Raw genomic sequence first — 22,141 nt, 5'->3', positions numbered from 1 at the left:
GAAATGAACCGTCTCTTCGATAATCTAGTAACCAGTAATAACTCCCAAGAAGGGATTGGTCTTGGCTTTGTCCCTCGGGCTGAATTAGTTGAAAATGGTGATAGCTATACCCTGCGCCTAGAACTGCCGGGGATGGATGTAAAAGACTTAGATATTCAGGCGACGGCGGAAGCGGTATCCATTTCTGGGGAGCGTAAAACCGAACGTCAAAGTGAAGAAAATGGCGTGACTCGCAGTGAGTTTCGCTATGGTAAATTTCAACGGGTGATTCCCTTGCCGGGCCGGATTAATCATCAGGATGTAGGTGCCAATTACCAGGATGGTATTTTATCCCTAACCCTACCGAAGGCTGATGAAGAAAAAAATAAAGTGGTTCGCATCAATCTAGGTTAATTTAAGTTCCATAGATCTCATCTGGGGCGATCGCCCTAGGTGGGGTCTAATTCTTTGGTATTTATTTCTGTTGAAGAGGTGGGATAGATATGCACATCTCGCTGGGGATAGGGAATGGGAATATTCTCTCTTTCAAAGGCTTTCCATACCATACAGGCAAGTTCACTCGTGACTCGTTTACCAATGAGGGGATTATTTAACCAAAACTTTAGCTCAAAATCTAAACTAGATTCACCAAAGCAGTCAAAAAAGGCAATGGGACAGGGATCCGCGAGGATTTCCGGGTGTTTATCCGCCGTATCCAGCAAAACATTAATCACATGACTCGGATCACAACTATAGTGGGCTGATATCAAGAGCGATCGATAGATCAGCGGATTGCTGCGGGTATGGGTGGTAATGCTCTCTGTAAAGAAGATTTGATTGGGAATAATTTTTTCGGAATTGTCCTTCGTGACCTCTACCACGGCGGCGCGAACCCCTAAAACCTTGACCTGGCTCAATTCTCCCTCCACAGTAATAACGTCCCCTGGGCGTAAATTCCCTTCAAACAGAAGCACAATGCCACTAATAAAGTTACTGATCACTTCCCGGAGACCAAAGCCAACTCCCAAGGATAAACCACCGGTCATGGCTGCAAAAACCGTAGAGTTAAGGCCGATAGAGCCAATAATGATCACAATACCAAGGGTGATCAAAAAATAGCGAATTAAAATTGCAGTGGCTTGTCGGGGGCCAATTTCTTCATAGAAGTATCGTAGAATCGTATGACTAATGATATATTCCAATAGAGAAACCAGGGTAAACCAAATATATAATCCGAAGGTGATCAATAATAACGAGCCAATTGTAATAGCACTATCAAATAGCTTGAAGAGACTCACATTGACTAATAAGGATAGGTCTGTTATTAAACTTAAAAAAGAGGCAATGAAATAGGTGAGCAACAGGGGTAAAAATAGACGATTTTGGTAAAAACTTACGATCTTTGCTGAAGTCAGTTCTTTGGCTAAGGTAATAATTAAGGCATAAAGGAGGTAAACCCCTGAGGTTCTCAGGGCAAAAATAACTAATCCATTATTCCATTGTTGCCACAAAAATAATCGACGAATCCAGTTTAAGGAAAGAAAAATAATCAGTGGATTAATCGTATCTTGGCTAATATGAATTGCAAATTGAAACCAAGCTCGTTTAGAAAATGCCCTAACCTGCTCCTCTCGTTGTCGTGCATATTTCCAAAAAAGGGTTTTGATAAACCAAGCACAGAGAAAGGCCAACAGGACAAAGAGAAATTGCCGTTGCACGACCCAACGATTCAGATAGATGGATAGTTTGGTGATTTGCTCAAATAAATAGCTAGTTCCGGGGTCTGTCATTGTTACGATGCCCTAAGTTCTTATTGAGATCGTCCCTACTACGAATATCTATAATTAACGTCTGGAGTTCTTGGGCGGCTTCTCCCGGACTAATTTCCCCAGAAATCGCTTTTTCGTAGATGGGTTCGGCAGTAAGGAGTAATTCGTTGATTTCTGAAAGATTGTACTTTTCTAGAAACCCATTCAACTGAGATTGGACAGCAACGGTTCCGGCGATGGGATACAAGCGACGATCAATGATCACATTTTGATTCACTGAAGCAATGGATTGTAATCCTAAGATAACCCGTTTTTGCTGTTCGGCATTGGTTAAAAAGCGGCCGAGTCGCAAAGAAATAGTAGCTTGTTGGGGGCTGGATGCCTTATTAAATACAACCACGGTTACGCGGGGTGGCGGGGTGGGTTTTCCCTGATCCGTGTGGGGTAAAAATGTAACACCCAAATTTTCTTGTCCTAGGGCTTGGCGAAATAGGGGAATTTCTTCGGAGGCGCAGGCTAAGTAGGTGAGGTTTCCGGTGGCAAAGGCCTCGCTTAAACTGGCCGTATCACTGCTGAGAATAATGTTGGGGGCGGCCCGGGCGTCCTTTAACCATTCAATCCACTTAGCCCAAGCCGTTACTTGCTTCGAGAGGGAGGCATTATTGCCACCAAATAGGCCCACACCCCAGGCGGTCATTGCAAAAGAGGAGGGAAGCCCAACGGAATAGCCTTTTTTGGCCTGCTCTGCCAACTGATCTAAGGTTTGGGGGGGCTGGTCTACCCTAGAGCGGTTGTAGCATAAAACCTGGGTACGCAGAAAAACAGGTAAGGCATACAGCTGATCACCTACCTGAACGTGTTCGAGGGTTTCCGGCCAGTAGCTAGAGAGATCAAATTGATCCACGGCAAAACTGCGAATAGTGCCACTTTCGATTAATGTAGGAACCTTAATGTTGTAGGTATAGAGAATATCCGGGCCAAACCCTTGGCGATTTTGGGCAATAAATTGGGCGATCGCCTCCTCTTCTGGGAAAAATTCGATCACAATGTTAACGTTGGCATGGATGTTTTGAAATTCTTGCGCTGCCTCCTGAAGACTCCTTTCAAAATCCTGAACTAGTTCGGGCCTTGTATCTTGAGGAAAGCTAAACCAAACGAGGATTTGGCCATGGAGGGCCTGATTCGATGGTTCTTCATCCGCCGTATCAATCAATCCAAGGGGAGTAGCGCAGCCCCATTGCAGCAACAGGAGTAGGAGAATACTACCCATTACCAAAAATCTTGATATGCCGTTCAACAAAATAGTGACCCTGCGATCGCCCCTAGAACTACTCCATTGTGCCGGAAAAATGCTAGGGGATTAACCGCAGAGTTCCCTAAGAAACCTGATCCTAGCTTGTGTACCTAACTCCGACGAATGGGGGTGCCGCAGGGGTAGGTGGCCACCGGTTCATGCATTGTTTGAGGGGGGTTGGCGGTCAAGCCCTTATCCTGGGCCTGCTGCTGAAGCTGGGCCTGTAAATAGAGTTCCTGCAACTGTTCCACCATTTCGGCACGGCGATCGTAGAGCCGCTTTTGGGGCTGGGGTTGGCAGCGATTTAAGCTGTAGGCCGTCAAAATGGGCAGGGCGATCGTACTATCGGTGTAACACACCACCGTATCCCGCAATCCCTGGGGATCCACCTTCCCCCAACTGACAGCTTCACTGGGCACGGCCCCGGACAATCCCCCCGTATCGGGCCGGGCATCGGTAATCTGAATAAAGTAATCATGGCCCCGCTCCTCTAGACCAAGAACCTCATGGATTTGGGGTTGGGTTTGCAGCAGGAAGTTTTTGGGACTGCCCCCACCAATAATCAAGGCCGCACTCTTGCCCTCTAGACCCTCTACGCCAGATTCTCGGGCAAAGTAGGCGATCGCCGCCGTTTCATTCACATCAATGGCCGGATCCAAGATCAAGCGAGAGCCTTCCAAGGCCAAGGCCGCCACATTCATGCCAATGGAACTATCCCCAGGGGATGAGGTGTAAATGGGAACGCCGCACTCGTAGGCAGTGGAGAGTAAACAGGTATGGGGTTGTTGCCGCTGCCGCTCAATTTCGGCGACATATTTACCCAACAGATAATGAAACTCTGCCGTCCCCATGCGATGTTGAAAGGGTTCGGAACGTAAAATTTGCCGCAAAAAGGCATCGGTTTCCAGCAGTACGTCGTAGTCAAAAATAATATCGTAGATACGAATTTTACTCTCTTGCCGCAGTTGCACATCATCCACAAAGGGGTGGGCAGCGTAGAGATCCATCCCTAGGGCATAGTGAATATCGTGGTAGAGATTCGCCCCCGTACTAATGATGTAGTCAATAAATCCGGCCCGCACCAGGGGAGCTAAGGCAGAAATCCCCAATCCTGTGGGAGTCATGGCTCCAGAAAGACTTAAACCAACGGTGACCCCTGGCTGAAAAACAACCTGGGCCAAAAGATGGCACAGTTCCCGTAGGCGACCGGAGTTGTAGGCGGTGAAATAGTTATCGATGAGATCCGTAACGCTAATATCGGTGGCAATGGGCGCAGGACAAATGGGTGTAGCGAATTTAGACATGGCTAACCTTCCGATGATGGGATTAGGGTGTGGCGATCGCGCCAGAATTTTTCAAAATTTTTATATAGTCTCTGATCGACCCAGTTCACTACGTTTGGTAGCAAACCTCAAGTTGCAGGTCGATCAGCCCATACTGGGCCCTTCACAGCCATCTACCACGGACAAGGTGGGATCTGCGAGTCGTCGTTGCCTCAGGCCTATTCCTAGATACCAGATGTTTAAGCTAGGGTAGCCCATCAATGCCATTGGGTTCAATGTTGACAAGTACCATGACTTTACATTACTTGTAACTATACCACTAATGGATAGTCCGCCGCCTGTGCCCGCAAAGCTGTTTATTGTTTTCCTTGCCCTGGCAATCAGCCTTTATATTCTCCGGGGCATTGGACAACTCTCCATGGTGCCAGGGATTATCTTTTTAGTCCTGAGCGTGCTCGTGATCGTCTCTGGAGTCTGGGCCTTATTGACCCTACTCCGCCAGCGATATTGATTGTTACTGACATTAATTAGCCAAAGTTAGGTTGACAACTGGTGGGAGGGGGCACATTGCCGAGATTGTATAGATAAAAGGTAGAGAGGTCTAAAACCGCTGTGTTGTAACGGATTTCACCCACAAGCGGTGGTAAGGAATCTCCTAGGGAGGGGGGTGCTGCCTCATCATTACCTTGGAGCATATTGATGCGCACGGGCTGTCCCCGTGGGTCTGGGGCACCAAAGGGTACTAAGCTCACCGTTAAGGTGTCGGGACGAACACTCAGTTGGCGGACTTGAATATTGGCTACCCGCAAGAACGGCGACAAAAGTCGTAACTGACTGTCGGGCAGCAGGGAATTAATTAAATAGGTTTCCGGCAGAGTTCCGGTGGTGGCCACAAAGCCGCGAATTTCACTTCCCACCGCCGTTCCTTCCATACACCAGGCCGTTGGATCACCGGGGGCCACCCGATAGGTACCAATCACACGATTTCCCTGTTTCCGAAATAGAAAACAGGTGCCACTGAGGGCCCCTAGGGGTGGATTCGCCGGAACCGAACTACAGACACGATAACTACCATCAGGCAGTTCTTGAACGGTCCTAATGCTTTGGGCAGCCACGGGGGGTGTTCCCAATAACGATCCCGCCAGCGTGGTTGCGATCGCCCCCATCAGTAATAAGGGGGAACTTAGTTTAACCCTACTTGTCATTGGTGGTTTCCCAAAATCAACACCGGCCCAAGGAGTTGCCCATCAATACTAGACGATTATTCCGGCTAGAATTAAATCTTCGGCTAAACTCGGCTACTATCTATTTGTAACCTTGTTTGCCGGCAATGGGGGCTTGACTGTGCCGCTTTTGCCACTTTTTTAATCCGGCTCCCCCCCTTGTGCCAATTTTAGAGTTTTTCTATGTCTTCTCCCCAAGTCGTTGGCATTGTCAAAGGCCCCGGCGAAACCGGCAACGAGTATCTATTCATTACCTCAGACCCTGGCCCCGTTCCGATTGGTGAATTTGTCTATTACACCCTGGTCGATAGCACTGGCTTAGAGCAGAATATTCTCGGCAAGATTTCCACCTGTTCCTTAATTGAGCATCTCCCCGATCGCATGTTTGCGGATCATGGCTTAGACCCTGGGGCGATCGCCGCCTTGATTGGCTTTACCTGTAAACCAGCGGAACTTTACGAAGTGGGGGTTGCCGTTCTCGGTGCCTTCGATCCCCGTTTAGGCTTTTGTAACTTACGTCGCCCACCGGAACCAGGGACAAAGGTTTACCGCGCCAGTGATCAGACCCTTAACCATGTCCTCAATCGCAAATCTCCCCAGGACATCGGCTCTGCCCACATTGGTTCCCTGCTGCTCCGCCCTGAAAATAGCGTATCCATTAGTTTGGATGTCAAGGAACTGGTGAGTACCCACATGGCCATTTTGGCGGGTACGGGCTCCGGAAAATCCTATACGGCTGGTGTTCTAGTGGAGGAATTACTCCTACCTAAAAATCGGGCCGCAGTTCTTATTTTTGACCCTCACGGTGAATACCACACCCTGGCAGAATTACGGGGCCATGAAGCCTTTCGGGGTGCCGATGGCTATCAACCCCAGGTGAAGATCATTACCCCGGATCAGATCACCATTCGCGTCTCCTCCCTAGAGTTTTACGATATTCTCAGTTTGCTTCCCCCCATGAGCGATCGCCAGCAGGCCATTCTAAACAAAGCCTATGGTTTAATTCGGCAGCGGTATCAAGATAAACGCTGGGATATGAACGATCTGATTCAAGCAGTTTTTGAAGTGGATTCAACCCAGGACGATGACGGCAATGAAAAAGCAGGCTCCTCCGCCCAAGCCCTGGACTGGAAACTTGAGCAACTGGCGCGGTCTGACTATTTCCATGCCTTTAAGCACCTCCTCCCCAAGGATCTATTTACCCCCGGTCAAGTGACGATCCTGCAGATGAATGAAATTTCCCAGGAGGAACAACAGGTGATCTGTGCCGCCCTGCTTCGCCAAGCCAACCATGCCCGCATGAATACCCACAAAGGGAAAGCCACCCCCGCCGATGAAACCTATCTGCCCTATCCCGTCTTTATTTTGCTAGAAGAAGCCCATCGCTTTGCCCCAGCCCATGAACCATCCCGCTGTAAGCAAGTGATTCGTACTATTCTCAGCGAAGGACGCAAATTTGGCCTAGGTGTGGGGTTAATTACCCAACGGCCCGGAAAACTCGATGCGGATGTTCTCTCCCAATGTATGAGTCAATTTATTCTGCGGATTATTAACCCTGTTGATCAAGATAGTCTCAAGTATGGGGTAGAGGCAGCGGGCCGTGATCTCCTCAAGGAGTTACCTGCCCTCAGTAAGGGCCAAGTGATTATTGCCGGTGCCTGTGTGAATACGCCGGTCTTATGTCGAGTGCGGCAACGTCTAAGTCAACATGGTGGCGAAACTCTGGATGCCCCAGCCCTGTGGCAGAGCTATTTTCAACCCCATCGCCTTGCAGACCAAGAATTGGCGATCGCTCCGGTGGCAGGGCGAAAACCTCCCTTAAAACGGGGCAAAAAAATTCTCGAATAGTTACTACTTATAAATTGAACTTAAAATATAGAGAAATTGTTAAGATATTGATCTATAGTTAGCTCAAATAAATCTTCCAAAAGAAACCTGTTTAAATCCAATTTTTCGATTTAATTATTTTTCATGAATTTATTTCGCATTTCATTGATTTATCTCACGTTTTTTACTTTTGTTAATCCATAAATATATCTAAAGGTTCCCAAGTACTTTTCATTTCATTTGACAAAAAATATATAGGCTAATCTTAAGTCATGATCGGCACTCTTTTATGCAATGCAGGATTGCTCCACTCAGGGCAAATTGACGTTATTTTAACTGAGCAACAGATCTACCAAGGAATGCGTTTTGGCGAAATCATTGTCCTGCACGGCTGGCTCAAGGAAGAAACCATTGACTTCTTCGCCGATGAATGGCCCTTAATTGTCAAAGCCACGCCCAATCAGCCCCTAGGGTACTATTTGAAGCGAGCCGGATTACTGTCTGATGATCAGATTAATGCCATTCTCCGAGAACAGTGGCAAACCAGCTATCGATTTGGCTCCTTAGCCGTTTTGAATGGTTGGGTGAAAAAGGAAACGGTGGACTTTTTAGTTCACCACCTCAACCCCAATGCCCTCAAGGAGAGTATCCGGATTGAAAAAACCACCATCTCCAATGGCAAATCCACTCTCTCTGGCAGCAAAGCGACTCTCACTGGCGGTAAGCGCACCTATATTCAACTGGATTCACGGAACGCGGAGCGTCCTGTCATTGTCACGGATCCAGAGGATCTGGCAGACATTAAGGATTTTGAAGTTGATTGGATCGTCTAGATTTTTTGCAGGGCAAACCCATACCCAAAGTAGTAAATCTGGAAGTATAAGCTTACATAGCACGCCATGACCCAAGTCACCTAATCGTCATCAAGCCTGCTAGAACATTTCCAGAGCCTAGAGGATTCAAGAGCAGCAAAGAAGTCAATAATGGCGCAATCATCGACATTGATGGCAAGACGGTTCGACGTTACCTATGAACAAAACGGCAAAAAAGGGGCCATACATGGTCAGTGCGTGGGCCAGTCAGAATCGCTTAGCTTGACGGTGATGTTGAGCGTTTCGCCAATTGTGTATGTAGTCATTGGGGGATTGAAAATCAACTCCATTGGGTCTTGGATGTTTCATTGAATGGTAGCCTGAGCAGGATCGGGTTCTCAGGTAACAAGGGATTTGAGTCATGGCCAATAGTCTCCAAATTATCCTCAATGGGCTATCCATTGGCAGTGTTTATGGCATTTTTGCCCTCGGCTATACCCTGGTATTCTCCATTTTGGGAATGATTAATTTTGCCCATGGGGCCATGTTTGCCGTTGGTGCCTATTTAACCTATGCCCTGTTGGGGGGACGCTTTGGCTTTAATGGTCTGTTGGCCCATGGTCAGTTGCCTTTTTCCTTGCCCTTTTTCTGGGCCTTGCTAGTGAGTGGCCTCCTGACCGGATGCCTTGGGGTGGCGATCGAGGGGGTGGCCTTTCGGCCCTTGCGGAAACGGCAGGCCGATAGTCTCCTGACGGTGGTGTCCAGTTTGGGGGTGGCGGTGGCCCTGACCAGTTTCATTCAGTATTTAGTGGGGGCGGAAATTTATACCTATCCGGATCGGCTCTATGGCGATTTACCGGCAACGATCGCCTTGGGAGAAGTAACCCTACGGACGGCCCAATTGGTGATTTTTCTCGTATCCATTTTTCTGGTTGCCCTCCTCACCTATTGGATCCAGTACACATTCATGGGAAAGGCGATGCAGGCGGTGGCAGAAAATCCAATTACCGCCAGTTTGTTGGGGATCCCCGGCGATCGCATGATTATGGTGACGTTTTTTATCAGTAGCTTTTTGGCCGCAGTAGCCGGAACCTTAGTGGCCTCCAGTGTGAGTATTACCGGGCCCCAGTTTGGCATGATCTTTGGCCTAAAGGGGTTGGCCGTGATTGTCTTGGGCGGCTTGGGCAGCGTTCCCGGCGCAGTTTTGGCAGGCTTTTTGATTGGTATCGCTGAAGCTATGGTGCCATCCCAACTCTCCGGTTTTCGGGATGCGATCGCCTTTGGAATTTTATTTATGACCCTATTAATCCGTCCCCAGGGACTCATGGGCCGGAAAATCATCGAAAAAGTTTAGTTAACGTTTAGGCAAAGTTTAATTTAGCGATTTACGCGCACAATCAGTAGGGTCGCCACGCCAATGCCAATGCCATGGGGCAGCCAAGCGGATAGAAGGGGAGTTAACCAGCCAATCATTCCCATGGCCGCCGTTAGATAGGTCAACACATATTGGCCAAAGATAACCCCCACCCCTAAACCAAAGCCTTGGCGGCCCAGCCGTTGCCGTTGACTGAGACCAAAACCAACGCCCATCAACGCAAATACAACGGCTAAAAAGGGTTGAGCATAGGATTGTTGCAGGTGGACATTTAGGGCCCGCTGTAATTCCCGATCCCGCTGATCGATGGCTTTTTTGAGGGCGCGGCGGGTCTGGACAATGGATAGTTCGCGGATTTCCGTCAGCAATAGATCTGTTGTTTGGGACGGACGGGGAATCGTTAGTTGTTGCTGTTCAAACTGGAGCGTATCCCGCACATCCCCTAATTGGGAAATGAGATAGACAATTCCATTGGAAATTCGCCAGGTATGGGCTTGACTATTCCATTGGGCTGACTCGGCATTGATCACCTGGGTCAGATCCGGTTGGGAAAAATCGAGAACCGTTAAGCCCTGCATATTTAGGCCATCAAACCGACGGGCATAGTACAGTCGCCTGACGGTATTGTTGGGGCCATATTCGGGATAAAAAATATCGTCCGCAGGGGCAACAAAATTTTCCTGGCGCAAAAAACTTGCCATGAGTTGCTCCGATTGGTAGCGAGCCAGGGGAACCCAGGTTTCATTCAAAAGAGCCGTTATACCACTGACGAGAAGGGCAAAAAGGATCAGGGGTATGAGTAGCCGATAGAGACTGATGCCCACACTCCGCAGGGCCGTCCATTCCCCATCCTCCACTAGACGACCCATCGTACTCAAGACCGCCAGCAGGATGGCCATGGGAAAGACGAGGGTTAACACGTAGGGTAACTGAAGCCAAATGATTCTCAGGACTAGGGAGAAGGGCATTTGCGCCTCCGCTACCTGGCGCACCAGATCGAAGACGGTTCCCACGGATAGGGCCAGGGCCGTGAAGACAGCGGCGGCAAAGATAAAACTGGGTAAAAGGCTCCACCACAGATAGCGATCGATGAGCGTCACCCAGGGCCAAGGAAACCGTCGCCAAACTAGCCGTGCCATCCTAAAAACGAAAATCTTCGCCGAGATAATACTGGCGCACTAGGGGATCGGCGGCCAATTCTTCACCAGTACCGGCAGCGAGGATGCGGCCATCCCGGAGGATATAGGCTCGGTCAATAATTGCCAGGGTTTCCCTGACATTGTGATCGGTAATTAAGATTCCCATCTGGCGATCGCGGAGTTGGGCAATCACATCTTGAATATCCTGAACGGCAATGGGATCGACACCGGCAAAGGGTTCATCTAGGAAGAGGAAACTGGGCCCATCTTTGCCTGCTGCCAGGGAGCGGGCTAATTCGGTGCGGCGACGTTCTCCCCCAGACACCCGCAAGCCTAGGGTATTCGCAATATCGGTCAAACGAAATTCCCGGAGTAGTTTATCGAGGCGATCGCCCCAGGTATGGCGGGGAACCCCGGTTTGCTCCAGCACCAGCAAAATATTTTCCTTAACGGTCAAATGGCGAAAAATACTGGGTTCCTGGGCTAAATATCCCAACCCTAGGCGGGCGCGGCGGTGCATGGGCAAGGTGGTAATGTTGCGATCGTCGAGCCACACCCGGCCGCGATCGGGCTTTTCAATCCCCGTCGCCATATAAAAGGTGGTGGTTTTGCCGGCCCCATTGGGGCCCAATAGGCCAACAATTTCGCCGCGACTGACTGAGAGGCTAATATGATCGACAACGATGCGAGAACCGTAGGCTTTACGGACATCTTCAAGGGAAATTTTAGTCGGCGTACTGGTGACAGTCGCAGAATTAGGGCTGGAGGACTGGGGCAATTTGTCGGTTAGGGTCATCAGGAATCATCAAAATCGATTCTACTTGGCGACTGGCATTTGGGGTAGCCACAAACTTTTCTTCATTGATCAGATAGGTAATGGTATCAGCACGGAGGCTATTTCCCTGTTGGAGGACATATACATTCCCACTTAAAACAATGCGCCCTTCACGGCTGAAATATTGGGCTTGGGCCGCGGTGGCTTGCATTTGCCGGGCCGGGTAACGAATTTGCACATTCCCCCGTGCCGTAATCACGCCAGTAATGGCATTGGCCTGTTGCACATCGGCCAAAATAGTGACCGCCTGCTGGGATGGATTTTGGGAACCGGCAATTCTGACCGCCCCAGGGGCGATCGCCAAGCTGAGACCCACCACTAACCCCAATCCAATTTGCCGTATGGCCATTCTCCGCACCCATGGCTAACGCTACTATCCTAGTCTATGGAAGGTAATATATCCTTAAAAGTGATTAAGTATCTAGGTCTTCGGCGAGGACTTGGGCGATCGCCTGTTGGGATTGCTCCTTAAACTGAGAGACATCCACTCGCCGCAATAACCATACGGCCAGGGTCATGCCTATAATCGGTAGGCAAAAAACGGTTCCGTAGGCCATCATTGGCGTATCAAAGAGTTGGCGACCCAGATCCAGGACGGCTCCCCCCAAAACGGTGGCGGAACCACGGGCGATCGCCTGGGCCAGCCCCCAGGCCCCAATAAAGGTTCCCGCCGTTTCTGCCGCAGTCAAATCTAGCATCAAGCTGAGGGCACCGGTGGTGGTGACTCCCGCCGCAATGCCAAATATAAATAACTCGATCTTAAAGAGCAAGGGCTGGCCCGTAAATCCGGCAAAGAGGAGTAGGGCGAAGCTGGCTGCAACCCCCATGCAACCATAGCGAGTCGTGGCAATTTTACCAATGCGGGGCACGATCAAAAAGCCGGTCAAACTGAGTCCCGCCAGGGTTCCCATCCCCCAATAAGCATTCAAGCGGGTGGTTTCGCCAATGGCCATGCCAAAGACTTCGCCGCCGTAGGGTTCTAAGACCGGCTCTTGAATAAACAGGCTAATGGTCATGGCAATGAGGAACACAAAAAATATCCAGGTTTGGGAATTGGCCGTGAGGATTTTTAGGGCCCGGCCCAGGGTAATTGGCTCTTGATCACTTCTCAGGTTTGCCCGAATGCTATAGCGGGAATATTTGCCCTCAATGCCAGCGGTTCCCACCACCGCCAAGCCTAAAACAATCGTGAGTACCACTAAAAAAAGTTGATTAATACTGCTGCGGAGGAGGTCTAGGGGGGTATCTAGCTCCAATTCACCCAGCAGGACACCGCTGATAATGGCTCCGAGGACGATTCCCACCGTTAACATTGACCAAACAATGGCCACCAACTGCCCCCGGTTTTCCTCTTCGGAGACATCTACCAAGAGAGCCGCAAAGGGGGTGGAACTGGCACTGACAAAGATGCCATAGCAGGCAAACATGAGACCGAGGAGGCCGAGCCATAGCTGGGTACCCAGACTCCAACCATGGAGATTAAAACTCTCTCCCAGTTGCCAAATGACTTGGACAATGGAAAAGGAGGTGAGACAAAAGGCCGTTGCCCCTAACCACACATAGCCGGTGCGATGGTAGCCCCGAATCGGTCGGGCATCGGACATTTGACCAAACCAAACCCGTACCGGGGAGACAAACTGGTGCATGGCAATGGTCAGGGTCACCAGGGTTGCCGGTAGCACTAGCTCCTTAATCATGACCCGATTTAATACCCCTAGGGTCAAAATTGACATCATTCCCAGGCCCATTTGAAAGAGGCCCAAACGGAACATAATCCACAGGGGGGAGGGGGGGTGGGCTAACTGACATGGGCGATCGCATCTCTTTTTTATGGGTGAGTTTTATGGTTTCTAAGTCTGGGACGTTTGTAACGTTTGTACGTAAGCTTGTGATTAAATGGCTAAATTTAGTTTAATCTTCTGACGGTTCCGGTGTAGCTTCGATCCGCTCAAAACTAGGGCAATAGCCTTCCGGGGCAACTTTGAAATTATAGAGGGGGGATAACTGATTCCAGCAACGTTGACCCCGATAAAACTGACAGGAGTAGCAACAGTCCTTTTCGGCAGCAATAATCTCGGCTGAGGTGCTTAAAACCTCCTTTGCGGTCATTCCCCGTAAAACCAACTGTTCCCCCTGCCAGGACGCGAGAATAAATCCAGTATCGGCCAAGCGTCGCCAACGGGCATCGGTAATAATTTCTAGGGGTAAACTAACCACGGCGCGATCGCCCCACTCTAGGACATCTCCTTCGTAGGCCGTATTGACCAGGGTGGTGGGTGCCGTAATCGATAGCTGACCCAGGGGCATTTCAATCCGGGAGCCGGGGGTGGGGGTATGCAAATGATAGCGATTACTCAGTTCATTCAAGCTGGCCAGATCCGTCAGATAGTTGGGGTTGCCATGGATGAGGACGACGTGCTGGGGGCGAATATTATGGATCAGTTGGGTGGTGGCGGGGCCATCGGAGTGAAGGGACAACAAAAAGGATTCGGCTTCAATGGGGCGTTCCGTATCAAGGTTGCCCTTGGGGATAAATTCTTCCGGTTGGGTGTCATGGCCGTAGAGGAGGCGGGGATAGAGGATCAGCCAGGGGCGATCGCCCTTTTTCAGGTAGGGGTCAAGCACCTGATCCTGATCGGCCAAAATAATATGGGGAATGGCAGAAGGATCAGGAAATTGATCGGGCTGGGGTAGGGGTTGAACCCGTGGCCGTACCCGTTGATCCCAAAAGGGAGATTGGTGTTGGGCAAAGTTTTGAATGGCGGTGGGCAAGTGGGGTAAAACTGCTAAATAGGCATTACAGGCCTGGGCGATGGCCGGCCCCACCCAAATATCTAAATCTTGCCCCGTAAAGCGGTGATGGCTCCGCAGCAAAATTAAAATTTCCTGGGCAATGCCTAGGGCAGGTAGGGGCAGAACAATGTTATATCCCTGGATAATGGCCTGATGGATGCGATCGGCCAGTTGATTTTCCTGTTGACGACGATGGGGATGGCGGGCCGTTCCTAAACTAGCCTCCATAATTAAAACATCGGGCTGAAGTCCCCGCACATCGGCTAGGGGTAGGCCATCGGCAAAACGGGTATTAGAAAGAAAAAAGTCGCCGGTATACAGAACACTGGCCTGATCCCCCGATGGATTTTCGTAGGTAATTAAACAGGCGGCAGCCCCGGGCAAATGACCCGCTGGAAAGAGTTCCGCTGTCAGTCCGTCGCGAAATTCAATGGGCGATCGCCAGGGTAGGGCCCGACAAAAGGCCGGGATAGGATCCACCTCTGGCCAGTTGAGGGGCAACAGATGGGTCGTCACCTCGCTGGCATAGACCGGCAACCGGGGAAAAGCACGATGGAGGTCTAGGAGTCCGCGGGCATGATCCCCATGGGCATGGCTACAAAATACAAAATCCATGGGGCCATCCCCCAGCCCGTCAGCCTTGAGGGAACTGATATCCGATAGGCCACAGTCTAAAAGAATACGATAGGGGCCCAGGGATAGACTGAGGCAGACTCCCTCATCACCCTGACCTACGCCATAGTTGAGAGATTCGATGATCACCGGAGCACAATACCCGTTGACCCCTAGTGGGCAGAGCCGTTGCCATGGTAGTTGTCCGTGTCATAAAAGCCATTCTGGGTACCAAATACCAGGCAGAGAATAATAAAAACTGGGGTAATAGCAATTAAAATAGACTTGACATTAATGGCAATATCCACGCTGAAGCTCCTTCTCTTACGGGCCGATAGTTAGTATTCTGCCTTTTTTTGGGCAATCTCACCAGAAAGGATCCTGACACCCCAATTTGAAATAGGGATTTTTGAAATAGCCATTTATAAATCTAAGAGTTTTCGTTTAGCTGCTTGAAACTCTTCATCGCTTAAATAGCCCGCCTGCTTCATCTTCATGAGTTTTTCCAGTTCCCCTAACCCCGAACTCGCCTCTTGGGGTTCGACCGGAGGGGATGGGGCAGGAGGAGCAGACAGTTCTGGGGATTCAACCGTCGGTTTCTGTTGGTGTAATTTATAGGTTTCAATCACCCCTTGGAGAATGGTGGCTTCCCGTTTGTAGTCCAGGCTATCCCGGCCGCCAGCCTTGGCCAGTTCAGTTTCCCGTGTTTGCAGATAGGCAATGAGATGGTTATACAGGCCATTCTTTTGCTCGGCGGTTTCGGCGGCCTGTAAAATCACCGTGACTTGCCGCTCAATTTCCTCGCGATCGGGGCGACAAGCCTGCACCTCTAACACCTGGGTGACATCTTCCCAGTTGGAGGCAATGTCCACATTTTCCAGACCAATGGCAGTGGTGCGGGTATAGCGAATGGTATGTTCCCGGGTCGCTTTATTTTCCTGGAACTTTAATACATCCAGGGCGCGAGCCTTGATCACAAGCTGGAAAATCTGTGGATTCTCGGGAAACACATCCCAGAAGGGCGGATCCTTTTGAATATGCACCGGAATCGGTAAATCTCGGTTTTCCCCCCGCAGCCGCGCCCGTTTGGCGGTAATCATTTGCCCCCGCCAATCCTGGTAGGACTGCCGCAATTCGGGCATTCCTTCAATACAGCGCAGGGAAAAGCCCCCCATTTCCTGGACAAAAACAATCCGATGCCGCTCCCGATCGCCCAGGGGTTTAATATCATCATTGGTGACGCTCTGACCACTGGGTTTAACCAGGCCTTTCAGGAGGGGGAGCAGTTTCTTGGCGGCCAAATCCGAGGCATTTTCACCACCGACAATGGCAATATTGGTATTCACCGAAGGGGTAAAGCCCGCATCTTGGCCACTCATCACCGCCTGGGAAAGGAGCAGGAGGGGTTTGGATTTTTGATAGGCTAGGCGCAAATTACTGAGAATTTCGGCTTCGTCATTGCGGTAAAACTCATAGAGGCGATCGCAGGCGGTGAGTTCTTTATTCAAGCGACTTTCTTCCGGAGCATTGTCAACGACTTTATGGAGGGTTTCGGCAATAATCTCCCGGAAATCACCTTCCTGGACATCGGATAATTGGGCCAGATCAAAGAGACGCATCACTTCATCGGCGGCCCGATTTTCCTTCCAGAGGGGACTGGCTTCCTGGAGAATTTGACTGGAGGCCGTTGTACAAACCTGGTTTAAGCCAAGGTCATAGGTACTGGCAGCGCCGGCGCTTCCCCCCGCTAGACGTTCTATCAGATCTTGGTAGAGGCCATTCAACTCCTGGCGATCGTAGAGTTTCAAGCCATTGATCCGCAAGGCATCGGCACTATCGGCTTGGTCATCGGCCAAGACTTTGAAATAATCCCGGGTTTGCACCAATTTTTGGGTGAGGCGGGCTAAACGGGTTTCCAGGAGTTGTAAATGCTCCTCTAGACGAGTCATGACTTCCAAGGCGAGGGCGCGGGCCTTGCGTTGAATGGTGGCCATAAAGCTGCCTTCAATGCCCTCAAGGGCCTGTTCCTTAAACTGCTCCATTTTTTCCTGCTTGGACAGGCCAAAAAGGTTAAGGAAATGGTTAATATCCTCTAGGGCATTTTCGTACTGGCGTTGGCGATTATTTTCATTGGGCTGCCAGGTTTGCTCCATTTCGCGGCGGTATTTTTCTCCTTGACTGGTGAAGATTTGGCGAATTTGGATAATAAAGGCATTGGCAAATTTGAGGCCCCGATTGCGATCGTCTAGGATTCGATAGAACTCATCCTCTAGGGCTTGACGACCCCGCTGGATAATTTGGTTGCGATTATCGTACATCCGCTGCAAGAAGTCGCCATGGAGCCGTTCATCGGGACTCAATTCCCGTAAATGGGCTGCTTTGTAGTTATCGACCTGATCCTTGAGCCAGGGTAAAAATTGCAAAATTTTCCCTTTTTCTGAGGACATCATGCCGCCAACCCCCTGCTGGGTGCATTGCAAGAGGTTTTGACTGGTGATCTGATTCCGCAGATCATTCACCCAACGGGAAATTTCCTGCATATAGGGGCGATCGCCCGCCGCCGCCAAGGCCAGAATTAAATCCATATCCATTAAATTCATGGGTTTCAGGATTGTTTGCGCCAGTTCCATCATTTGCGGTGGTAATTGCACGGCCTCGTTTAGCCACCAATCCATAAAGTCCTTGGCCAGGCGATAGCTGAGGGAGGCCCGGATTTGGGCAATGGGAATTTCCACCGTGGATAGGCCAAAGGCCATGAAGTTTTTCGGATAGCCGCGGCCACCGGCATCTTGGGCGGCCCAGGCCGCTTTAATATTGTCCCGAATCGATCGCTTGTGGGGGGCAAAGTCTGAGGTGAGATCCAGGAAAATATTTTGGGCAATCATTTCCCGAATTTGATCCAGCTTAAACTCGCTCTCCCCATTTTTCGTGCCCACCAAGTAGCTAAAGTCAAAGGGGGCAGTGTTGTAGCGAATTTCATCCCCTAAACTATTACTAAACTGGGCGGTATATTCGGTGCGATAGTCGGAGAAATAGCTGAGTTCAATCAGGGCGGCATAGCCATTGGCCAACACGCGATCGCCCACACTAATTCCCGCAAAGGCATTGGGCATGGGCACAATTCCCGTGACTAGGGGGCTGGACTGCCCCTTGAGCCAATGGCGGACACAATAGCCCAGGTCAATAAACATACCACTGCCGGTTCCCCCGGAAATTGACCCGGTGACAAAAACATTCAGGCTACTGGTATTTACCTTTAAGCCATAGCGGTTTTGCATTAGGGTTTCGTGGCCCTTGACGCGATCGCAGGCCGCCTGAAACTTTTGGGCAATGGCATGGTAATTACAGAAAAAAGCAAAGCGACCACAGGCACGAATTTGTCCCGCTCCTGCTTCGAGGGCGGTAATATTCCGCTCCAATTCCTTGGGAAACCAGGAGGCAATCCAGGGATAATTGTCCATGTTTTGAATGATTTGCTGGACATTCTTGCCGCTGACACTGGCCCAGTGCTTTTCATTGTCCTTAAAGGGAGAACCCGCCGCCAAGGGATTGCTAACCTTATAGTCGCGATCGGTATCAATGGTGAGAAAGGAGAGCACCGGAAAATATTTGAGACTGCCATAGGTCTCTTCCACCAAGCGACGCACCCGTGACAGTACCTCCGTTCCCGTGCCACCAATCCCAACTAAGACCGTTGGCACAATGGACTTTTCTTCGACTTGGCCTGCCATAGAAATTGCCTCCTCGTCGGCGGGGTCTTAGAAATTATAGCCATCGTTACCTAGTTTAGGACGAGGTGCAGGGGTGCCACCCCTAGCTGGGGGCGGCTGGGGGCGAAGCCCCCACACCCCCCTTATCCGCAATATCCTCAAGAAACAGGCGACAGCTATAAAAAAAGGAAAGAGTGAGACATAAGCCGGGTTCTGTTCTCTGTTGCCAGAGGGTCGTTATCTGTCTGGGACACCTGTTACCAGATGCCTCAAGCGGTTCTCGCTAACGGGACGGGGAAAAAGATCAACCCTTCGCCCCTCGTGACCTTGCTTCCGACCGGGGTTTACCGAGCCAACACCTCTCGATGTTGCTGGTACGCTCTTACCGCACCTTTGCACCCTTACCTGTGAGGTTTCCCTCCATCGGCGGTATGTTTCTGTGGCACTATCCTCACGCTCACGCGCACTGGGCGTTACCCAGCAAGTCTGATCTTTAGGAAGCCCGGACTTTCCTCAGGAAGATACCTTCCCGCAACCACCTCGCTCACTCTTTCCTGGGTCAATCATAGCTAAAATTGTTCGCAGGATTCTAGGGGGCGGTCAGAAGACGGGCCCCAGAGATTTTTCCCCGGTTATCCCCAGAAACCCTACCCCTGAATTTTCCATTCTTCGCCATACTTTTGCCGCAAGGCCTGCCAGGCATCAACTTTGCCCTCTTCGTATTCCCCCGGTTTACCCCACTGCAAAAAGGCACTCAGGGCCGATTTACCATCGGTGGTTAAAAAACGAATGGCATAGGTTGAAAAATTGCCCCGCTTTGCCTGGCCCGACTCAAAGCGAATCGTGCTGATTTGGTTGAGGTTCAAATGAAACTCAAAGGCCTCAGCGTGCATATTTGCGTAGTGGCCCTTGGCTAGATCCGCATAAAAGACGTTTTCCAGGGGAGATTGGACTTCTAACACCGCTGTATCATTGGTAACAACGAGGCGAAGTAAGCCTAGGGCCCCGCAGTCCGCCAAAAATTCCGTGAGTTTGGTGAGGGATGGTTCAGTCAAATCCATACATTCATACCCATAGCTAGTACTTCGTTAGCACCGATTAGCATTGATCTTCCTGGCACAGTACCCAGGTATCCTTACTGCCTCCCCCCTGGGATGAGTTCACCACCAGAGACCCCCGTTTCATGGCGACACGGGTTAAACCACCGGGATGAACATAAATATCTTCACCGTAGAGGACGTAGGGCCGTAAGTCCACATGGCAGCCGACAAATTCATCGCCCATCAGGGTGGGCACACGGGAGAGACATAGGGTGGGTTGGGCAATATAGTTGCGGGGATTGGCCTTAATCCGTTCGGCAAAGTCGGCCCGTTGCTCTGGGGTGGATTGGGTTCCCATTAACATGCCATAGCCCCCGGATTCATTGGCGGCCTTCACCACTAGTTCTTCGAGGTGATCGAGGACATACTCCAGTTGATCCGGTTCCCAACAGAGGTAGGTGGGCACATTGGGCAGGAGCATCTCTTCCCCCAGGTAGTAGTTGATCATCTGGGGCACATAGGCGTAAATCACCTTGTCATCGGCAACCCCCGTTCCCAGGGCATTGGCGATCGCCACCCGCCCATTGCGGTACACTTCCGTTAATCCCCTCACCCCCAGCATCGAATCGGGACAAAAGACTGCCGGATCAATGAAATCATCATCAATACGCCGATAGATCACATCCACCCGCTTCAGTCCCTTGGTGGTTCGCATTTGCACATAGCCATCGACCACGACGAGATCTCGCCCCTCCACCAGGGTCACTCCCATCTGCTGGGCCAGAAAGGAATGCTCAAAATAGGCCGAGTTATAGAGGCCCGGGGTCAGGACGACCACCGTTGCATCGGGCAATCCAGGGGATGCCAGCGTCAGAAGGGTCTCCAACAGATGGCTGGGGTATTCATCCACCGGTTGAATTTCCATTTGCTTAAATACTAGGGGAAAGGTGCTTTTCATCACCCGCCGATTTTCTAGCACGTAGGAAATACCAGAGGGACACCGCAGGTTATCCTCTAGGACGTACCACTGGCCCTGCTCATCCCGTACCAGATCCGTACCGGTGACATGACACCAGATTCCCGCAGGGGGCTTAATCCCCATACAGGGTGGTAAATAGCCCTTGGCCGATTCAATCAGTTCTCGGGGAATAATGCCATCGTGAATGATCTTTTGATCACCATAGACATCGGCAATAAATAAATTGAGGGCATGGATGCGCTGCTTCAGACCTGCTTCTAACCGTTGCCATTCCTGATGGGGAATCACCCGAGGAATCACATCAAAGGGCATGACCCGCTCGGCCCCTTCTTCTTCGCCATAGACATTGAACGTAGCACCAATATCCAGCATCGCCTGTTGGGCCGTCCGCTGTCGCCGCTGGAGTTCTCCCTCTGGCAGGGCGCGAATCCGGCTAATCAAGGGGTCAACAATGGGGCGGGGAACGCCTGGCTCAAGAAACCATTCGTCAAAAAAGTGTTCCGGATCGTATTGCTGAAACTTCACCTTCACCTCGCCGATGAACCACAGGTTATGTATTAGGGTACTAGAGATATTTGGCTAACAACAGGCCCAATTTCTCTTTGGTGGCGGCAGGAACCTGATCTAGGGGGGTCATAATCGCGTTTTTCAGGGCTCCATGGGCTTTGGATGGGGGAGGATTCTCCGTCAGAGCCTTGACCGCAGTACGAATAATGGTTTGGGCATTACTGACATTGCGCTGGAGGTTGCCGACAATCATCTCAACGGTGACGGTTTCGTGTTGGGGATGCCAGCAGTCGTAATCGGTGACGAGGGCCAGAGTAGCATAGGCTATTTCCGCCTCTCGGGCCAGTTTTGCTTCCGGTAAGTTCGTCATGCCGATAATGGTTCCGCCCCAACTGCGATAGAGATGGGACTCGGCCAAGGTGGAAAAGGCAGGCCCTTCCATACAGATATAGGTTCCCTGGGGGTGGAGATTCACATCCGGTAGATTAAGTTCGGCGATCGCCGTGGCTAAAACCTCCGCGAGTCCGGGGCAAATGGGATTAGCAAAACCAATATGGGCGACAATTCCCTCGCCAAAAAAGGTGGAAATACGATTCCGGGTGCGATCGATAAACTGATCCGGCACCACCATATCTAGGGGTTTCACTTCTTCTTTGAGGGAGCCAACCGCTGAGGCAGAAATTAAGTATTCCACACCTAAGGACTTAAAGCCATAAATATTAGCCCGAAAGGGAATTTCCGTGGGTAGGAGGTGATGATTCCGGCCATGGCGAGCTAAAAAGGCCACGGGGGTACCGTCTAAGTGACCCACAATAAAGGCATCGGAGGGGGAACCAAAGGGAGTCTCGATGGGAACTTCGCGGATATTTTCCAGGGCCGCCATTTTATACAAACCACTGCCACCAATAATGCCAATTTTGGGTTGCTCTGTCATCGTAAATTTCCGGATCAACGGTTCCATTAT

Annotated in this window: 20 protein-coding genes and 1 other RNA gene; 6 read left to right on the top strand and 15 right to left on the bottom strand. The window is 50.6% G+C overall.

Annotated features, from left to right (window positions below):
- A partial coding sequence (locus L3556_RS16215; protein WP_277868371.1) for an Hsp20/alpha crystallin family protein occupies positions 1-393 on the top strand: 393 nt, incomplete at its 5' end.
- Between the two features lie 35 nt (positions 394-428).
- Here the strand turns inward: L3556_RS16215 and L3556_RS16210 are convergent.
- From L3556_RS16210 to L3556_RS16200, 3 genes are all read right to left on the bottom strand, one after another.
- Positions 429-1,769, bottom strand: coding sequence for a mechanosensitive ion channel family protein (locus L3556_RS16210; RefSeq protein WP_277868370.1), 1,341 nt, complete (start codon positions 1,767-1,769; stop codon positions 429-431).
- The gene (locus tag L3556_RS16205; protein WP_277868369.1) at positions 1,750-3,018 is read right to left on the bottom strand and encodes an ABC transporter substrate-binding protein; all 1,269 of its coding nucleotides are present in this window, start codon (positions 3,016-3,018) and stop codon (positions 1,750-1,752) included. The genes L3556_RS16210 and L3556_RS16205 overlap by 20 nt, the downstream gene beginning before the upstream one ends.
- A 134-nt stretch (positions 3,019-3,152) precedes the next feature.
- Positions 3,153-4,346: a homospermidine biosynthesis protein gene (locus tag L3556_RS16200; protein WP_277868368.1), complete on the bottom strand. Its 1,194-nt coding sequence runs from the start codon at positions 4,344-4,346 to the stop codon at positions 3,153-3,155.
- Between the two features lie 301 nt (positions 4,347-4,647).
- On the opposite strand from L3556_RS16200, the gene L3556_RS16195 reads away from it, so the two are divergent.
- Entirely contained in the window at positions 4,648-4,836 is a 189-nt protein-coding gene (locus L3556_RS16195; protein ID WP_277868367.1) for a hypothetical protein, read from the top strand.
- 16 nt (positions 4,837-4,852) lie between these two features.
- Here L3556_RS16195 and L3556_RS16190 read toward each other — a convergent pair whose 3' ends face one another.
- The gene (locus L3556_RS16190; protein WP_277868366.1) at positions 4,853-5,440 is read right to left on the bottom strand and encodes a hypothetical protein; all 588 of its coding nucleotides are present in this window, start codon (positions 5,438-5,440) and stop codon (positions 4,853-4,855) included.
- Between L3556_RS16190 and L3556_RS16185 the strand changes: the two genes are divergently transcribed.
- The 4 genes from L3556_RS16185 (at position 5,424) to L3556_RS16170 (ending at position 9,541) form a co-directional block, all read left to right on the top strand.
- A complete protein-coding gene (locus L3556_RS16185; protein WP_277868365.1) occupies positions 5,424-5,582 on the top strand; it encodes a hypothetical protein in 159 nt (52 codons plus the stop codon). The two genes, L3556_RS16190 and L3556_RS16185, sit on opposite strands and share 17 nt — an antisense overlap.
- 149 nt (positions 5,583-5,731) lie before the next feature.
- Positions 5,732-7,396 carry a helicase HerA domain-containing protein gene (locus L3556_RS16180; RefSeq protein ID WP_277868364.1) on the top strand — a complete coding sequence of 555 codons (1,665 nt, stop codon included), beginning with the start codon at positions 5,732-5,734 and terminating at the stop codon, positions 7,394-7,396.
- Between the two features lie 251 nt (positions 7,397-7,647).
- Positions 7,648-8,208: a hypothetical protein gene (locus L3556_RS16175; RefSeq protein WP_277868363.1), complete on the top strand. Its 561-nt coding sequence runs from the start codon at positions 7,648-7,650 to the stop codon at positions 8,206-8,208.
- A gap of 400 nt (positions 8,209-8,608) precedes the next feature.
- Positions 8,609-9,541: a branched-chain amino acid ABC transporter permease gene (locus tag L3556_RS16170; protein ID WP_277868362.1), complete on the top strand. Its 933-nt coding sequence runs from the start codon at positions 8,609-8,611 to the stop codon at positions 9,539-9,541.
- A 23-nt stretch (positions 9,542-9,564) separates the two neighbouring features.
- Here the strand turns inward: L3556_RS16170 and L3556_RS16165 are convergent, their stop codons facing one another.
- The 11 genes from L3556_RS16165 to L3556_RS16115 all read right to left on the bottom strand — a co-directional run bounded on the left by L3556_RS16165 (position 9,565) and on the right by L3556_RS16115 (position 22,138).
- Positions 9,565-10,701, bottom strand: coding sequence for an LptF/LptG family permease (locus L3556_RS16165; protein WP_277868361.1), 1,137 nt, complete (start codon positions 10,699-10,701; stop codon positions 9,565-9,567).
- 1 nt (position 10,702) lies between these two features.
- Positions 10,703-11,497: an LPS export ABC transporter ATP-binding protein gene (gene lptB, locus L3556_RS16160; protein ID WP_277868360.1), complete on the bottom strand. Its 795-nt coding sequence runs from the start codon at positions 11,495-11,497 to the stop codon at positions 10,703-10,705.
- Positions 11,457-11,885, bottom strand: a complete 429-nt coding sequence (locus L3556_RS16155; protein ID WP_277868359.1) for an LptA/OstA family protein — start codon at positions 11,883-11,885, stop codon at positions 11,457-11,459. The genes lptB and L3556_RS16155 overlap by 41 nt, the downstream gene beginning before the upstream one ends.
- 64 nt (positions 11,886-11,949) lie before the next feature.
- Positions 11,950-13,272, bottom strand: a complete 1,323-nt coding sequence (locus tag L3556_RS16150) for a BCD family MFS transporter (RefSeq protein ID WP_277868358.1) — start codon at positions 13,270-13,272, stop codon at positions 11,950-11,952.
- A 175-nt stretch (positions 13,273-13,447) separates the two neighbouring features.
- The gene (locus tag L3556_RS16145) at positions 13,448-15,091 is read right to left on the bottom strand and encodes an MBL fold metallo-hydrolase (protein WP_277868357.1); all 1,644 of its coding nucleotides are present in this window, start codon (positions 15,089-15,091) and stop codon (positions 13,448-13,450) included.
- A 23-nt stretch (positions 15,092-15,114) separates the two neighbouring features.
- On the bottom strand, positions 15,115-15,249 hold the full coding sequence (locus tag L3556_RS16140) for a hypothetical protein (protein ID WP_277868385.1): 135 nt from the start codon (positions 15,247-15,249) through the stop codon (positions 15,115-15,117).
- A gap of 114 nt (positions 15,250-15,363) precedes the next feature.
- A complete protein-coding gene (locus L3556_RS16135) occupies positions 15,364-18,672 on the bottom strand; it encodes a tubulin-like doman-containing protein (protein WP_277868356.1) in 3,309 nt (1,102 codons plus the stop codon).
- A 166-nt stretch (positions 18,673-18,838) separates the two neighbouring features.
- Positions 18,839-19,202, bottom strand: an RNA gene (rnpB, locus tag L3556_RS16130) — RNase P RNA component class A.
- Positions 19,203-19,298: 96 nt separating this feature from the next.
- Positions 19,299-19,712 (bottom strand): ChuX/HutX family heme-like substrate-binding protein, encoded by a 414-nt coding sequence (locus L3556_RS16125; RefSeq protein ID WP_277868355.1) that lies wholly within the window; start codon positions 19,710-19,712, stop codon positions 19,299-19,301.
- A gap of 37 nt (positions 19,713-19,749) precedes the next feature.
- Positions 19,750-21,195: a circularly permuted type 2 ATP-grasp protein gene (locus tag L3556_RS16120; protein ID WP_277868354.1), complete on the bottom strand. Its 1,446-nt coding sequence runs from the start codon at positions 21,193-21,195 to the stop codon at positions 19,750-19,752.
- A 40-nt stretch (positions 21,196-21,235) separates the two neighbouring features.
- Positions 21,236-22,138 (bottom strand): S-methyl-5'-thioadenosine phosphorylase, encoded by a 903-nt coding sequence (locus tag L3556_RS16115; RefSeq protein ID WP_277868353.1) that lies wholly within the window; start codon positions 22,136-22,138, stop codon positions 21,236-21,238.
- Between the last annotated feature and the right edge of the window lie 3 nt (positions 22,139-22,141).

The sequence above is a fragment of the Candidatus Synechococcus calcipolaris G9 genome (assembly GCF_029582805.1).
GTDB classification, from domain to species: domain Bacteria; phylum Cyanobacteriota; class Cyanobacteriia; order Thermosynechococcales; family Thermosynechococcaceae; genus Synechococcus_F; species Synechococcus_F calcipolaris.
This window is presented reverse-complemented; position numbering and strand designations above follow the sequence as displayed.